The organism is Streptomyces sp. NPDC002309 (assembly GCF_053593375.1).
In genome coordinates this window covers 92,250-104,884 of the sequence record NZ_JBSFCI010000011.1, presented here as the reverse complement: position 1 = coordinate 104,884, position 12,635 = coordinate 92,250, and the positions used below count along the sequence as shown (strand labels likewise).

Here is a 12,635-nt window from a genome sequence, read left to right as displayed (position 1 = left end):
GCCTCGGTCTACTCCACCCCGATCAGCAGCAACGCCCCCTGCCGCCCACCGCGGTACACGACCGTGTCCACGGCGAGATAGGCCTCCCGTACCCGGCCCTCCAGGTGCTCGGCGACGGACTCCGGGGCCTCGTCCCCGAGCACCAGCGTCACCAGTTCCCCGCCGGCCGCGAGCATCCGGTCCAGCACGGTCGCGGCGACGCCCGTGACGTCCGTGCCGATCATGGCCACGTCCCCGTCGATCAGCCCGAGGACGTCACCGGCCTGGCAGATGCCGGCCATGGTCCACGCCTGGCGTTCCGCGAGGGCGACCTCGCCGTAGCGGGTCGCGCCCGCCGCGGAGGTCATGGACACGACGTCCTCGTCGAAGCGGCGGTCCGGCTCGTGCACCGCCAGCGCCGCGATGCCCTGGACCGCGGAGCGGGTGGGGATCATGGAGATCCGGACGCCCTCGGCGCGGACCTGCTCGGCCGCCACGGCGGCCGTGTGGCGCAGCTCGGGATCGTTGGGCAGCAGCACGACCTCGCGCGCGTGGGCCCGCCGGAGGGCCTCGACGAGCTCCCCGCTGGCGGGTGGCTCCCCGGGGCGCGCCAGCACGGTCGTGGCGCCCGCCTCCGCGTACAGCCCGGCCAGTCCCTCCCCCGGCACCACGGCCACCACGGCCCGCTGGACGCGCTCCCGGGGTCGTCCTTCGCCCCGCACCGTGTGCACGTCGTCCGCGCCGAAATGCGTGATCCTGATCCGGTACGGCCGTCCGGCCTCGACGCCCGCCTCGACAGCGGCACCGGGGTCGTCGACATGCACATGCACGTTCCACAGCCCGTCGCCGCCGACCACGACGAGAGAGTCCCCGAGGACGTCGAGCCGCTCCTTCAGCCGCACCACGGCGAGGTCGCCGGCCTCGAGCAGGTAGATCACCTCGTACGCCGGGCCGTCCTCCTCGGTGCCGTCCGCGCACTCGGTCCGGCCGCCGGTGCCCTCGTCGTCGGGGTGCGCACTCACACGCGTGTGCCGTGCCTCGACCGCGACCGCTCCCGGCACCTCCCCCGTGAGCGTCTCCACCAGAGCGGCCAGCACCGCGACCAGCCCGCGCCCGCCGGCGTCCACCACTCCGGCGCGCTCCAGCACGGCCAGCTGCCCCGGGGTCGCTGCCAGCGCGGTCCGGGCCCCCTCGTAGGCGGCCCGCGCGACCGTCCCGCAGTCGCCGTCCGCCAGAGCGGCCGCTTCGGCGGCGGCCGAGGCGACCGACAGGACCGTGCCCTCCACGGGGTGTGCCACGGCCTGGCGGGCGGCGTCGGCCGCCCGGCGCAGCGCGCGCCGCAGGCCCTCCTCGTCGGTGTGGGTCTCGTCACTGCCGGCGGCGAGCACCTGCGCCATGCCGCGCAGCAGCTGCGCGACGATCGTGCCGGAGTTGCCCCGGGCGCCGATCAGCGCCCCGTGGGCCATCGCCTGCGCGGCCTCGGCCAGCGAGGGCCGCCCCGGGTCGGCCGCGTCGACCTCGTGCGCGGCGAAGACGGCCTCGACCGCGGCCGCCGCCGACTCGACGGTCAGATACAGGTTGGTGCCGGTGTCCCCGTCCGCGACCGGGTACACGTTGATCGCGTCGATCTCCTCACGCGCGCGTCCGAGCGCCTCCAGCGCGAGACCGCACCAGGTGCGCACCGCGCGGGCATCGAGGAACGTCTGCGGCACCTGCGCCTCCTAGGACCTGCCCGGACGATCAATGTCGCGGACGCGGAGTCCGACTGCTGGACGTGGGACGCAGCGTAGTGCCGGGACCCGTGACCACCGGAAGAGGGCGGGGCGGTGCCCTGAGCGGTCATGGTAATTTCGTTGAACGGGAGCAGCCGTTGTATGCTGCTCCGGTTGCCCGATCCCGATCGGGCCATTCCCCTGGCAGCGCCACTCAGAACTCAGACGGCTCGCGAGAGCCTAAGATTTCGGTCCCGGCATGCCGGGATCAACCGTAAGTGCATCTGAAGTCTTTGGAGTGACCCGTGGCTGCCAACTGCGACGTCTGCGGCAAGGGGCCGGGCTTCGGCAACAACATCTCGCACTCGCACCGCCGTACGTCCCGTCGCTGGAACCCGAACATCCAGCGTGTGCGTACCGTGGTGGGCGGGACGCCGAAGCGCGTGAACGCTTGCACCTCGTGCATCAAGGCCGGCAAGGTCTCGCGCTGACGCACCTCCCCCGAGTTCTCGGCTTCGCCGGAACAGGGGGACCCCCAACGCGCGCGGCCACTGCTGGTTCGCTGCTTGAGCCGGTCCACCCCAGGTGGACCGGCTTCTTGCTGTGCGCTTCCGCCGGGTGCCCCGCGCACGGATCGCGCGCAGGACGTCAGTGGCGGAACCGCCAGCCGTGATCCACCGGCCCGATCCCGCCGCCGAGCGCGAACCCGGCCGCGATCGCCCCGGTGACGTACTCCTTCGCCGCCCTTACCGCTTCCGGCACGGCCAGCCCTCGCGCCAGACCGCACGCGATCGCCGAGGCCAGCGTGCAGCCTGTCCCGTGGGTGTGCCGGTTGTCGTGCCGGGGCGCGCGCAGCCAGATCTCCTCGGAACCGTCGGAGAGCAAGTCCACCGCCTCCCCGCGCAGATGTCCGCCCTTGATCACGACCCATCGCGGCCCGTACGCCAGCATGGCCTCGGCCGCCTCGCGCATCCCGGCCTCGGACTCCACCCTCAGCCCGGTCAGTTGCGTCACCTCGTCGAGGTTGGGGGTCACCACGGTCGCGGCCGGCAGCAGCTCGGTCCGTACCGAGTCCAGCGCGGAGGCCGCCAGCAGCGAGTCGCCGTGCTTGGAGACCCCCACCGGGTCGACGACGGCCGGGGCGTCCGTACCGATGATCAACTCCGCCACCGCCTCGACCAGTTCCGCCGAGGCCAGCATCCCGGTCTTCACGGCCTGGACGCCGATGTCGTCGACGACGCTGCGGTACTGGGCCCGCACGGCCTCCACGGGCAGTTCCCAGGCGCCCTGCACACCGAGGCTGTTCTGCGCGGTCACCGCCGTGACCACGCTCATGCCGTGCACACCGAGCGCGAGCATGGTCTTCAGGTCGGCCTGGATGCCGGCGCCGCCGCCGGAGTCGGACCCGGCGACGGTCAGCACCCTGGGGGGCGCGCTCATGACTCGATCCCTCCGAAGTGGTCCCAGCCGCCCTTGGAGGTCCAGGGTGCCCCGTCGACGGTCACCTGGGGCAGCGCGGACGGGTTGAGCACCTCGCCGATCACCTTCCAGCGGGCCGGCAGCTTCACGTCCGGCGGGAAGGTCGCCACGATCGCGTGGTCCTCCCCCCCGGTGAGCACCCACTGGAGCGGGTCGACGCCCACCGCCTGACCGATGTCGTGCATCTGCGAGGGGATGTCGATGGCGCCGGACCGGACGTCGATGCGGACCTTGCTCGCCTCCGCGATGTGCCCGAGGTCCGCGATCAGCCCGTCGCTGACGTCGCACATCGCCGTCGCGCCCAGCCCGGCCGCCGCCGGACCGGCGTGGTAAGGCGGCTCGGGGCGCCGATGTGCCTCGACGAAGGCGCGCGGCGAGCGGAAGCCCCGTGAGAGGACCGCGTATCCGGCGGCCGACCAGCCCAGCCAGCCGGTCACCGCGACGAGGTCGCCGGGCTGCGCGCCGGACCGCGTGACAGGCTCCTGGTTGCGCAGGTCGCCGAGCGCGGTGATCGACACCGTGATGGTGTCCCCGCGCACGACATCGCCGCCGACCACGGAGGCGCCCGCGACCTGGCACTCGTCGCGCAGCCCGTCCATCAGCTCGGTCGGCCACGTGACCGGGAGTTCGGCCGGCACGACCAGCCCGAGCAGCAGCGCGGTCGGCACGGCGCCCATGGCGGCGATGTCGGCGAGGTTCTGCGCGGCGGCCTTGCGCCCGACGTCGTACGCCGTGGACCAGTCCCGGCGGAAGTGCCGTCCCTCCAGCAGGATGTCGGTGCTGGCCACGACCCGGCGGTCGGGCGCGGCGACCACCGCGGCGTCGTCCCCCGGCCCGACCCGCACCGCCGGGGTGGTGGTGAGGCGGGAGGTGAGCTCCCTGATGAGCCCGAACTCCCCGAGCTCACCGACGGTCCCCTTCATTTCCCTTGCACCCCTTCTGTCCCTGTGCGTGTCCGGTCGCGGGCCATCAGTGTCCTGGATACGGTCGCGGTGACCGCCGACCGGCCCCCCTCGGCCGTCCTTCCGGCCCACCCGTACGTCAATTTCCGTCCTGCCCGTACCCCGGCGCGCGTGCCCTGGTCGGCGCAGGTCTCCCCGCGACGAGCGGGGACGCGATACCGTGGCGTTCCTTTTCCCCACATGATCCTCGTGGCCGCCCTGGAGGTTCCGTGGTACAGGCGTACATCCTGATCCAGACCGAGGTCGGCAAGGCGTCGACCGTCGCCGACACCATCAGCAAGATCCCTGGTGTGATCCAGGCCGAGGACGTGACGGGACCGTACGACGTCATCGTGCGCGCCCAGGCCGACACCGTCGACGACCTGGGCCGCATGGTGGTCGCCAAGGTCCAGCAAGTGGACGGCATCACCCGCACCCTGACCTGCCCGGTCGTCCATCTGTAGTCCCCGTCTACCCTTGGCCGGTGAAGATTTCCCGTCACCGGCTCATCGGTCTGCCCGCGTCCGCGCTGCTGATCGCCGTCGTGGGCTGCTCCTCGGCAGACGACGGCGCGAGCGTCGCGGTTCCCAGCCCCTCCCCGGCGGTCACGAAGCTGTGCCAGAACCTGGACAAGGCGCTGCCCCACACGGTGGACGGCCTCGGCCGGAACGACCCCGAGCCCGGTTCCGTGCTCACGGCGGGCTGGGGAAGCCCGGTGATCATACTGCGCTGCGGGGTGGTCCGGCCGCCGAAGATGATCGACCCGAAGGTGGCCGAGGGCGGGGACCCCGACGCCGTGGCGGGGGGTGTGAACGGCGTCGACTGGCTGCAGGAGGCGGCCGACGGGGGCTACCGGTTCACCAGCGCGAACCGCACGGCGTACGTCGAGGTGAGCGTGCCCGAGGGGCAGGACAGCGCGGGGGTTCTCGTCGATCTGGCCCCGGCGGTGAAGTCGGCGATTCCCGAGGGGATCGCCGACTGATCGCGGCGACGGGTCAGCGCAAGCCCGTCGATCGGTCCAGGGCCGCCTGGATCAGGCGGTCCACCAGCTCGGCGTAGGTCACGCCGCTCGCCTGCCACATCTGCGGGTACATCGAGATCGGTGTGAAGCCGGGCATCGTGTTGATCTCGTTGATCACGAACTCCCCGTCCTCGGTGAGGAAGAAGTCCGCGCGGACCAGGCCCTCGCAGGACGCCGCCTCGAACGCGTCCACGGCGAGCTTCTGCACCTCGGCGGTCTGCTCGTCGGTGAGGGGTGCCGGGACGAGGCCGGGGGTCGAGTCGATGTACTTCGCCTCGAAGTCGTAGTAGGCGTGCGCCTCCGGGGGCGGGATCTCCGCCGGGACGGACGCCCGGGGACCGTCCTCGAACTCCAGGACACCGCACTCGATCTCACGGCCGCGCAGCGCCGCCTCGACGATGATCTTCGGGTCGTGGCGCTGGGCCTCGGCGATCGCCTCGTCGAGGCCCTCGAAGGACTCGACCTTGGTGATGCCGATCGACGACCCCGCGCGCGCGGGCTTCACGAACAGCGGCCAGCCGTGCTCGCCGGAGAACTCGGCGATCCGCCGCCGGGCCCCCTCCCGGTCGCGCTGCCACTCACGGGGCCGGACCACCAGGTAAGGGCCCACCCGCAGCCCGAACGAGGTGAACACCCGCTTCATGTACTCCTTGTCCTGGCCGACCGCCGAGGAGAGCACGCCGGAGCCGACGTAGGGGACGCCGGAGAGTTCCAGGAGGCCCTGGAGGGTGCCGTCCTCGCCGTACGGGCCGTGGAGCACCGGGAAGACCACGTCGACCTCGCCCAGGGCCTTGGGCACGGATCCCGGCTCGCTGTAGACGACTTCGCGGTTCGCGGGGTCGACGGGGAGCACGACGGCGCCTTCGCCCGAGTCGGCGAGGTCCTCGACGGTGGGCGTACGGCGGTCGCTGATCGCCATCCGCTCCGGCTCGTCGGCGGTGAGCGCCCACCGGCCGTCCTGGGTGATGCCGATCGGCAGGACCTCGTACTTGGTCCGGTCGACGGCCCGCAGTACGGCGCCGGCGGTGACCACGGAGATCCCGTGCTCGGAGCTGCGCCCGCCGAACACGACGGCCACACGCGGCTTGCGGGACGGCTGCTCGGGGCTCTGGGGGAGGTTCTCGGTGCTCATATCGCGTTGAGAGTACCCGGTGGTAGGAGCCGGACACAGCGTCCGTCGGCCGCGTCGCTCAGCGTCGTTCCGCCTTCGCGCTGCGCGACATCAGCTCCTTGAGGGCGACCACGGGCGGCTTGCCCTCGTGCACGATTTCGACCACCGTCTCGGTGATCGGCATGTCGACGCCGTGCCGTCGCGCCAGATCCAGCACCGACTCGCAGGACTTGACGCCCTCGGCGGTCTGCTTGGTGACCGCGATGGTCTCCTCCAGGGTCATGCCCCTGCCGAGGTTGGTGCCGAAGGTGTGGTTGCGCGAGAGCGGCGAGGAGCAGGTGGCCACCAGGTCGCCGAGGCCCGCGAGGCCGGAGAAGGTCAGCGGGTCCGCGCCCATCGCCAGGCCCAGCCGGGTCGTCTCCGCGAGGCCGCGGGTGATCAGCGAGCCCTTGGCGTTGTCGCCGAGCCCCATGCCGTCCGCGATGCCGACGGCCAGGCCGATGACGTTCTTGACCGCGCCGCCGAGTTCGCAGCCGACGACGTCGGTGTTGGTGTACGGGCGGAAGTACGGGGTGTGGCAGGCGGCCTGGAGCCGCTGGGCGACCGACTCGTCGGTGCAGGCGACCACGGAGGCGGCCGGCATCCGGGCGGCGACCTCGCGCGCGAGGTTGGGTCCGGTGACCACGGCGACCCGCTCGGCGGGCACGTCGGCGACATCCGCCACGACCTCGCTCATCCGCATGGCGGAGCCGAGTTCGACGCCCTTCATCAGGGAGACCAGGACCGTGTCCGGGGCGAGCAGCGGCGCCCAGGCGGCGAGGTTGCCGCGGAGCGTCTGCGAGGGGATGGACAGCACCGTGAAGTCGGCGTCGGCCGCCGCCTCGGCGGGGTCGGTGGTGGCGCGCAGGTTCCCGGGGAGTTCGAAGCCCGGGAGGTAGTCGGGGTTGGTCCGGCCGGAGTTGACCGCCTCGGCTACCTCCGCCCGGCGCGCCCACAGGGTGACCTCGCACCCCGCGTCGGCGAGCACCATCCCGAACGCCGTACCCCACGAACCGGCGGCGAAGACCGCCGCCTTGACCGGCTTGCTCACTTGCTCTGCCCCTCCTCGCCACCGGCCTGCCCGGCCGTTTCCCGACCCGTCTGACCTGCCGCTTCACGGCCGGTGTCCCGGGTCGTCTCCCGGACCGGCCCTCCGAGCGTGTGCTCGCCCGGCTCGGCGACGGCGGTCCGCCCGAGCTTCTGGGCCTCCGTCCGGCGCCGCTGCTCGACGCGCTCGTCCTTCGGGTCGTACGGCGACTCGGGGGCCCGCTCGCCGCGGACCTCCTCCAGGTGGCCGGTGATCGCGGCCATGATGACCTCGGTGGCCTCCTTGAGCACGTCCGCGGTCATCTCCTTGTCGTAGAAGCGCGAGAGGTCCACCGGGGGGCCCGCCAGCACCCGATGTGTCTTGCGCGGGAGGAGACTGGGCTTCTTGGCGTACGGCGGCAGCAGTTCGTTGGCGCCCCACTGGGCGACCGGGACGACCGGGCACCTCGTCTTCAGCGCGACGCGCGCGGCACCGGTCTTGCCGGTCATGGGCCAGCCGTCCGGGTCCCGGGTGATGGTGCCCTCGGGGTAGAACGCGACGCATTCGCCGCGCTCCACCGCGTCGATCGCGGCCCGGAAGGCACTCAGCGCGTCCGTGCTCTCCCGGTACACGGGAATCTGGCCGGTGCCACGCATCATGGCTCCGACGAATCCCTTCCTGAAAAGGCCGCTCTTCGCCAGGAATCGCGGAACCCGTCCGGTGTTGTACTGAAAGTGCGCGTACGCGAAGGGGTCGGCGTGTGAATTGTGGTTCACCACGGTGATAAAGCCACCCTCGGCCGGAATGTGCTCCATTCCGCGCCAGTCCCGCTTGAGCAGAACCACCAGCGGCGGTTTACAGATCACCGCTGCGAGGCGGTACCAGAAGCCGATTCTGCGGCGGGGCACACGGACACCTTCCTTCTGAGGCCTGGGGGCCGCACAAGTGTCGCCCCCGGCCGTCGGTCTGTCGAGAACACCGTACGCCCCGACCCCGCGCCCGCCGGGAGGGTCGGGTGACAATGACCGCGACAAGAGAGGGACGAACGCCCGTGCTGTGGACCTTGGTGGTACCCGTGAAGTCGCTTGCGCGGGCCAAGAGCAGGCTCGCGGACGCGGCGGCCGACACGTTGCGTCCGGGCCTCGCCCTCGCCTTCGCCCAGGACACGGTGGCCGCGGCGCTGGCCAGCCCGGCCGTGGGCGATGTGGCAGTTGTCACGGACGACGAACTGGCCGGCCGGGAGTTGGCCGCGCTGGGCGCCCGCGTCGTCTCCGACGAACCGGGGGGCGGCCTGAACGCGGCGCTCGCACACGGGGCGGCGGCCGTACGCGCCCGGCGCCCGAAAAGCCCGGTCGCGGCCTTGAACGCCGACCTTCCGGCGCTGCGGCCGGCGGAATTGGCCCAGGTCCTGGACGCGGCCGCGGAATTTCCGCGGGCATTTCTCGCGGATGCGGCGGCAATCGGTACGACGCTGCTGGCGGCGGCACCGGACCGGGAATTGCTCCCGGCATTCGGTTTGGATTCGCGGGCCCGCCATCGCTGCGGCGGGGCCCAGGAACTCGCTCTCACGGGCGTGGATTCCGTGCGCCAGGACGTGGACACCGCCGAGGACCTGCGCGCGGCACTCGCCCTCGGAGTGGGGCCCCGTACGGCCGCGGCGACCGCGCGGCTGCTGATTTCGGGGCAGTAGGCTGCCGTCATGCACGCCACCGCTTACACGTACGACGCCGCGACGCGCAGCGGGCAGGTGCTGCTCGACGACGGGACCCCGGTGCCCTTCGACGCCGCCGCGTTCGACGCGGGCGGGCTGCGACTGCTGAGGCCCGGGCAGCGGGTCCGGCTCGAGGTGGAGGGGCCGAAGGAGCGTCCGAGGATCACGCTGGTGACGCTGCAGACGCTCTGACCTGCCCCTGAACACGCCGCGGGCCGGGCTCCCCGACGGAGTCCGGCCCGGCGCGTGAGTACCCTGCGCCCTCGTCTACTTGCGGGCGGTGGCCTTCTTGGCGGTGGTCTTGCGGGCCGAGGTCTTCTTGGCGGGGGCCTTCGTGGCGGCCGCCTTCTTCGCCGGGGCCTTCTTCGCCGTCGCCTTCTTCGCCGTGGTCTTCGCGGCGGTGGTCTTGGCGGTCGCCGAGGTCTTCTTCGCGGTCGTCTTCTTCGCGGCGGCCGTGGTCTTCTTCGCGGCGGCCGTCGTCTTCTTGGCCACCGTCTTCTTGGCCGTGGTGGCCTTCTTCACGGCCGCCTTGGCGGTCTTCTTGGCCGCGGCCTTCTTGACCGTGGCCGCGGCACCGCCGGTCAGGCTGCCCTTGGGCGCCTTCTTGACGGCCACCTCGCCGCCGCGCGGGAGCTTCTTCGAGCCGCTCACCAGGTCCTTGAAGCCCTGGCCGGCGCGGAATCGCGGCACCGAGGTCTTCTTGACCCGAACCCGCTCGCCGGTCTGGGGGTTGCGGGCGTAGCGAGCCGGACGGTCGACCTTCTCGAATGAGCCGAAACCGGTGACCGACACCCGCTCACCTGCGACGACGGCGCGGACGATGGCGTCCAGTACATGGTCGACAGCTTCGGCGGCCTGCTGGCGGCCGCCCATCTTGTCGGCAATCGCTTCTACGAGCTGCGCCTTGTTCACGTCTTCCCCTTCGGAGACATCGCCAGAACGAAAGTGTTCAAGCTTTTTCGCACGTTAGGCAGATATATACCGCAAATCAAACACGAAACGGGCTAATCACCCTTGTGCCGCAACCGACTCGGCTGCTCCTGACGCGATTCAGCCTTCCTCTTCGGGGAATCGCCCCGCTTCGAGGTCGTCGATGAACCGCTCCAGACGCTTTGTCGCGTCGGCGAGGTCGTGTTTGGCCGCGGCCGTGATGACCAGCAGCTTCCGGGTCAGCGCCATCCGTACGCCCTCCGGGACTTGCAGTGCGCGCACCCTTGCGTGCGCTTCTTTGAGTTGGTCCGCGACCGCCGCATAGAGCCTGAGTTGGCCGTCGCGTTCCATGCACAGATTGTGCCATCTGGGGCGAGTTGTCGCCTGCCCGGGGGGTAACTGGCGCCGAGAACGGCCCTCCGGCACGCTGCCGAGGCCGCGTTGTCAAGTCCCGCGTACCCCGACAACAACCGGCATAACGTGGCGAGTTGAAGGCACGGAACGGGCCGGGTGCGGCCATCCGGGTGTGAAAAAAGGCCGCACCCCCGATCGGGCCGATCGGGGGTACAGCCGGGGTGTTGGGGTGGCCGAAAAGCGACCGCCGGGGGCCGAAGGTTCAGACCTTCAGCGTGCGCGGCTTGTAGGCGGGCCGCACCGCCTCGTAGGCGGCGATGTCGTCCTCGTTCTGCAGCGTGAGGGAGATGTCGTCCAGCCCGTTCAGCAGCCGCCAGCGGGAGTTCTCGTCCAGCTCGAAGGAGGCGGTGACGCCCTCCGCCCGCACCTCGCGCCCGACCAGGTCGACGGTCACCTCGGCCTGCGGGTCGCGCTCGGTGAGCTCCCACAGCGCGTCCACGACCTTCTGCTCCAGCACGACCGTGAGCAGGCCGTTCTTCAGCGAGTTGCCCCGGAAGATGTCGGCGAAGCGGGAGGAGACCACGGTCTTGAAGCCGTAGTTCTGCAACGCCCAGACGGCGTGCTCACGCGAGGAGCCGGTACCGAAGTCGGGGCCGGCGACCAGTACGGTCGCCCCCTGGCGCTCGGGCCGGTTGAGCACGAACTCCGGGTCCTTGCGCCAGGCCTCGAAGAGCCCGTCCTCGAACCCGTCCCGGGTCACCTTCTTGAGCCAGTGGGCGGGGATGATCTGGTCGGTGTCGACGTTGCTGCGGCGCAGCGGGACGGCCCGGCCGGTGTGCGTGGTGAATGCTTCCATGATCCTCAGACTCCAGCGGGCGTACGGGTCTCGGCGTGGGAGAGGTCGGCCGGGGCGGCGAGGTGCCCCAGGACCGCCGTCGCGGCGGCGACCTGCGGCGACACCAGATGCGTACGGCCGCCCTTGCCCTGCCTGCCCTCGAAGTTGCGGTTGGAGGTGGACGCCGAGCGCTCACCGGGGGCCAGCTGGTCGGGGTTCATGCCCAGACACATGGAGCAGCCCGCGTGCCGCCATTCGGCGCCGGCCTCCTTGAAGACGACGTCCAGCCCCTCGGAGACGGCCTGCAGACCGACCCGCGCGGAGCCCGGTACGACCAGCATCCGTACGCCGTCGGCGACTTTGCGGCCCCGCAGCAGGTCCGCGGCGGCGCGCAGGTCCTCGATGCGGCCGTTGGTGCAGGAGCCTACGAAGACGGTGTCCACCTCGATGGAGCGCAGCGGCTGCCCGGCCTCCAACCCCATGTACTCCAGGGCCTTTTCGGCGGCGAAGCGCTCCGAAGCGTCTTCGTACGATGCGGGGTCGGGGACGTCCGCCGAAAGCGGTGCGCCCTGGCCGGGGTTGGTGCCCCAGGTGACGAACGGCGACAGCGCGGCGGCGTCGATGACGACCTCGGCGTCGAACTCGGCGTCGTCGTCGGTCCTCAGGGTCTTCCAGTAAGCGACCGCGGCGTCCCAGTCGGCGCCCTCGGGGGCGTGCGGGCGGCCCTGGAGGTAGGCGAACGTGGTCTCGTCCGGGGCGATCATGCCCGCGCGGGCGCCGGCCTCGATCGACATGTTGCAGATGGTCATCCGGGCCTCCATCGAGAGCTTCTCGATGGCCTCGCCGCGGTACTCCAGGATGTAGCCCTGGCCGCCGCCGGTGCCGATCCGGGCGATGATCGCCAGGATCAGGTCCTTGGCGGTGACGCCTTCGGGCAGCGCGCCGTCCACGGTGATCGCCATGGTCTTCGGGCGGGCCATGGGCAGCGTCTGGGTGGCCAGCACATGCTCGACCTGCGAGGTGCCGATGCCGAACGCCAGCGCGCCGAACGCGCCGTGCGTGGAGGTGTGCGAGTCGCCGCAGACCACGGTGGTGCCGGGCTGGGTCAGACCCAGCTGCGGGCCCACGACGTGGACGACGCCCTGCTCGACGTCACCGAGCGGATGCAGACGCACACCGAACTCGGCGCAGTTCTTGCGCAGTGTCTCCAGCTGGGCGCGGGAGACAGGGTCGGCGATGGGCTTGTCGATGTCGAGGGTCGGGGTGTTGTGGTCCTCGGTCGCGATGGTCAGGTCGAGTCGGCGCACCGGCCGGCCGCTCTGGCGAAGGCCGTCGAAGGCCTGCGGGCTGGTCACCTCGTGCAGCAGGTGCAGATCGATGTAGAGGAGGTCGGGCTCGCCCTCGGCGCGCCGGACGACATGGTCGTCCCAGACCTTCTCCGCGAGTGTCCTACCCATCGCTTTCCCTCCGGACGGCACATATGGTGTGCCGACCCA

At 71.4% G+C, this 12,635-nt stretch carries 15 protein-coding genes; 5 read left to right on the top strand and 10 right to left on the bottom strand.

What is annotated here, in order from left to right:
* Positions 1 to 8: 8 nt before the first annotated feature.
* Positions 9 to 1,691 carry a DAK2 domain-containing protein gene (locus ACWCPM_RS12260; protein WP_450976058.1) on the bottom strand — a complete coding sequence of 561 codons (1,683 nt, stop codon included), beginning with the start codon at positions 1,689 to 1,691 and terminating at the stop codon, positions 9 to 11.
* A gap of 305 nt (positions 1,692 to 1,996) precedes the next feature.
* Here ACWCPM_RS12260 and rpmB point away from each other — a divergent pair, with 305 nt between their 5' ends.
* Positions 1,997 to 2,182 carry a 50S ribosomal protein L28 gene (gene rpmB / locus ACWCPM_RS12255; protein ID WP_003993230.1) on the top strand — a complete coding sequence of 62 codons (186 nt, stop codon included), beginning with the start codon at positions 1,997 to 1,999 and terminating at the stop codon, positions 2,180 to 2,182.
* Positions 2,183 to 2,339: 157 nt separating this feature from the next.
* Here the strand turns inward: rpmB and thiD are convergent, their stop codons facing one another.
* Both thiD and ACWCPM_RS12245 read right to left on the bottom strand, forming a co-directional pair.
* Positions 2,340 to 3,131 (bottom strand): bifunctional hydroxymethylpyrimidine kinase/phosphomethylpyrimidine kinase, encoded by a 792-nt coding sequence (gene thiD / locus ACWCPM_RS12250; protein ID WP_450976057.1) that lies wholly within the window; start codon positions 3,129 to 3,131, stop codon positions 2,340 to 2,342.
* Positions 3,128 to 4,093 (bottom strand): thiamine-phosphate kinase, encoded by a 966-nt coding sequence (locus ACWCPM_RS12245; protein ID WP_450976056.1) that lies wholly within the window; start codon positions 4,091 to 4,093, stop codon positions 3,128 to 3,130. The genes thiD and ACWCPM_RS12245 overlap by 4 nt, the downstream gene beginning before the upstream one ends.
* Positions 4,094 to 4,341: 248 nt before the next feature.
* On the opposite strand from ACWCPM_RS12245, the gene ACWCPM_RS12240 reads away from it, so the two are divergent.
* Positions 4,342 to 4,575 (top strand): Lrp/AsnC family transcriptional regulator, encoded by a 234-nt coding sequence (locus ACWCPM_RS12240; protein WP_019068732.1) that lies wholly within the window; start codon positions 4,342 to 4,344, stop codon positions 4,573 to 4,575.
* A gap of 20 nt (positions 4,576 to 4,595) precedes the next feature.
* The gene (locus ACWCPM_RS12235) at positions 4,596 to 5,093 is read left to right on the top strand and encodes a DUF3515 domain-containing protein (protein WP_450976055.1); all 498 of its coding nucleotides are present in this window, start codon (positions 4,596 to 4,598) and stop codon (positions 5,091 to 5,093) included.
* 13 nt (positions 5,094 to 5,106) lie between these two features.
* Here the strand turns inward: ACWCPM_RS12235 and ACWCPM_RS12230 are convergent, their stop codons facing one another.
* Genes ACWCPM_RS12230 through ACWCPM_RS12220 form a run of 3 tightly spaced genes read right to left on the bottom strand, consistent with a single transcriptional unit; the run spans position 5,107 to position 8,217 of the window.
* Positions 5,107 to 6,264, bottom strand: a complete 1,158-nt coding sequence (locus ACWCPM_RS12230) for a D-alanine--D-alanine ligase family protein (protein WP_450976054.1) — start codon at positions 6,262 to 6,264, stop codon at positions 5,107 to 5,109.
* Positions 6,265 to 6,322: 58 nt separating this feature from the next.
* Entirely contained in the window at positions 6,323 to 7,333 is a 1,011-nt protein-coding gene (locus tag ACWCPM_RS12225) for an NAD(P)H-dependent glycerol-3-phosphate dehydrogenase (protein WP_450976053.1), read from the bottom strand.
* Entirely contained in the window at positions 7,330 to 8,217 is an 888-nt protein-coding gene (locus ACWCPM_RS12220; protein WP_450976052.1) for a lysophospholipid acyltransferase family protein, read from the bottom strand. The genes ACWCPM_RS12225 and ACWCPM_RS12220 overlap by 4 nt, the downstream gene beginning before the upstream one ends.
* A gap of 143 nt (positions 8,218 to 8,360) precedes the next feature.
* On the opposite strand from ACWCPM_RS12220, the gene cofC reads away from it, so the two are divergent.
* Both cofC and ACWCPM_RS12210 read left to right on the top strand, forming a co-directional pair.
* Positions 8,361 to 8,999: a 2-phospho-L-lactate guanylyltransferase gene (gene cofC / locus ACWCPM_RS12215; RefSeq protein WP_450976119.1), complete on the top strand. Its 639-nt coding sequence runs from the start codon at positions 8,361 to 8,363 to the stop codon at positions 8,997 to 8,999.
* Positions 9,000 to 9,008: 9 nt separating this feature from the next.
* Positions 9,009 to 9,212 carry a hypothetical protein gene (locus tag ACWCPM_RS12210; protein WP_450976051.1) on the top strand — a complete coding sequence of 68 codons (204 nt, stop codon included), beginning with the start codon at positions 9,009 to 9,011 and terminating at the stop codon, positions 9,210 to 9,212.
* Positions 9,213 to 9,287: 75 nt separating this feature from the next.
* Here ACWCPM_RS12210 and ACWCPM_RS12205 read toward each other — a convergent pair whose 3' ends face one another.
* The 4 genes from ACWCPM_RS12205 to leuC all read right to left on the bottom strand — a co-directional run bounded on the left by ACWCPM_RS12205 (position 9,288) and on the right by leuC (position 12,596).
* Positions 9,288 to 9,932 (bottom strand): HU family DNA-binding protein, encoded by a 645-nt coding sequence (locus ACWCPM_RS12205; RefSeq protein WP_450976050.1) that lies wholly within the window; start codon positions 9,930 to 9,932, stop codon positions 9,288 to 9,290.
* A 138-nt stretch (positions 9,933 to 10,070) separates the two neighbouring features.
* Positions 10,071 to 10,301 (bottom strand): SCO5555 family protein, encoded by a 231-nt coding sequence (locus ACWCPM_RS12200; protein WP_450976049.1) that lies wholly within the window; start codon positions 10,299 to 10,301, stop codon positions 10,071 to 10,073.
* A gap of 265 nt (positions 10,302 to 10,566) precedes the next feature.
* Entirely contained in the window at positions 10,567 to 11,160 is a 594-nt protein-coding gene (leuD, locus tag ACWCPM_RS12195) for a 3-isopropylmalate dehydratase small subunit (RefSeq protein WP_450976048.1), read from the bottom strand.
* 5 nt (positions 11,161 to 11,165) lie between these two features.
* On the bottom strand, positions 11,166 to 12,596 hold the full coding sequence (gene leuC / locus ACWCPM_RS12190) for a 3-isopropylmalate dehydratase large subunit (RefSeq protein ID WP_450976047.1): 1,431 nt from the start codon (positions 12,594 to 12,596) through the stop codon (positions 11,166 to 11,168).
* Positions 12,597 to 12,635: the final 39 nt, after the last annotated feature.